Raw genomic sequence first — 1,695 nt, 5'->3', positions numbered from 1 at the left:
CCACATTATTCCATTTGTTTTTCACCGAATATATAGATTAGCTAACTCAATTCTATGCATCAGGTTCTCATTAGTCAATAGTATTTTAAATTTTACGAAAAATTTGTAGGTTATCTTACATGAGAGGGGATATATTCGTGAACGAGACGATTGTAATCGCTTTCTTGATCGGGCAGCATCATTTTTTTCTCTTATTTAGTTAATTAACGTTTGTTTTGTATTGTTTAAATGTAAAGTCATCGCTTCACCAGATTTTTCTTCGTCTTTGCTTTCCATACAAGAAATAATAGACATATGCTCCTCTAATACCTCGTTCATCCGGTTACTTTTTTTAATGGCCCTTAATCCGATAAGCTGTGACAAATTGTGAAGATTCAGCAGTACTTGCTCAATTAATTCAAAATCGACAAATTTAACAAGAGAAGTATGAAATAACTGGTCGAGTTTAATAAAAGCAATGTCATCGTTGGCTAACATAGCTTCCTTTTGCTGCTTACAAATATTTTTTAGCATCTTCAATTGTTCCGGTGTAATGATTTTGGCCAGTTTTCGGATTATTTTCGTTTCTATTGAAGTTCGAAGTAAAAATATTTGCTCGATTTCACTTTCAGTCACACTGCGAACTGCCATCCCTTTGCGCGGAATTGAAACGATTAAGCCTTCTTTAATTAAATCCTGCAAAGCTTCCCTAACGGGTGTTCTCGATGTATTCAGTAATTCTGCCAACTTAACTTCAGTAAAAATCTCTTCCGAAGAAATATAGCCGCTCAAAATCACGTGCTTGATTTCATTGTAAACTCTTTCCTTTGTTGTGGAAGGTTTATCGATTGGTTTTAGATTAAACTTAGTTGAATCCATGTCAATTCATACCTTTCTATGCAATGATTTATGTATACATAATACGTAACTGATCAAGTAACGTCAATATAATATATGGCAGTTTTTTGGTGTGGGCAATTTGCAGAGGTGGATTTTGTGTATATTGCGCAGCACGTACCGTGCGCCGATATTACACGAGGTGTCCAGATCCGCATGATACGTTTTTGCCGATTGTGAAAAAAGAGCACTGCCAAGAGTGTTACCTCTTGGTCAATGCCCTATATAAAAATATGTTATATTAAAATGTCAAATCCCCATCATAGGAAGCGATCAGGCGATACAGCTCCGGACGGCGGTCGCGGAAGATGCCCCACTCGATCCGCAGAGTCTCCAGCGCGTCCAGATCGAACTCGCCGACCAGTACCGTCTCTTCGCCACGTCCAGCTTCGACAATCTTGTTGCCCTGCGGACCGGCGATAAAGGAGGAGCCATAGAAGTGGATGCTCGAATCTTCATCCTCCTCGCGTCCGATGCGGTTGGAGGCCACAACGGGAATCAGGTTCGCCGCGGCATGGCCGAGCATGCACATCTGCCAGTGATCCTTCGAGTCAATGGAGCTGTCCTGCGGCTCCGAGCCGATAGCCGTCGGGTAGAACAGCAGCTCCGCGCCCATGAGCGTCATGACGCGCGCCGCTTCCGGATACCATTGATCCCAGCACACGCCTACCCCGATTTTGGCGTACCGGGTATTCCACACTTTAAAGCCGGTGTCTCCGGGATTGAAATAGAACTTCTCCTCATAGCCGGGACCGTCCGGAATATGGCTCTTGCGGTATTTGCCCAGAATGCTTCCGTCCGCGTCGATAACGGCCAGGG

At 43.2% G+C, this 1,695-nt stretch carries 2 protein-coding genes; both read right to left on the bottom strand.

Annotated features, from left to right (window positions below; translation table 11 throughout):
- Positions 1 to 195: 195 nt before the first annotated feature.
- Positions 196 to 858 (bottom strand): GntR family transcriptional regulator, encoded by a 663-nt coding sequence (locus tag L692_RS0124835; RefSeq protein ID WP_025702618.1) that lies wholly within the window; start codon positions 856 to 858, stop codon positions 196 to 198.
- Between the two features lie 259 nt (positions 859 to 1,117).
- On the bottom strand, positions 1,118 to 1,695 hold a 578-nt coding region (locus L692_RS0124830), incomplete at its 5' end, for a nitrilase-related carbon-nitrogen hydrolase (protein WP_025702617.1).

The organism is Paenibacillus forsythiae T98, assembly GCF_000520735.1.
Taxonomy (GTDB): domain Bacteria; phylum Bacillota; class Bacilli; order Paenibacillales; family Paenibacillaceae; genus Paenibacillus_AQ; species Paenibacillus_AQ forsythiae.
The sequence above is the reverse complement of the archived record's forward strand: the minus strand, read 5'-3'. Positions and strand labels throughout refer to the sequence as shown.

What these genes read in the sequence shown, in the direction of transcription:
- L692_RS0124835 (WP_025702618.1), bottom strand. Translation starts at nt 858, where the DNA reads ATGGATTCAACTAAGTTTAATCTAAAACCAATCGATAAACCTTCCACA.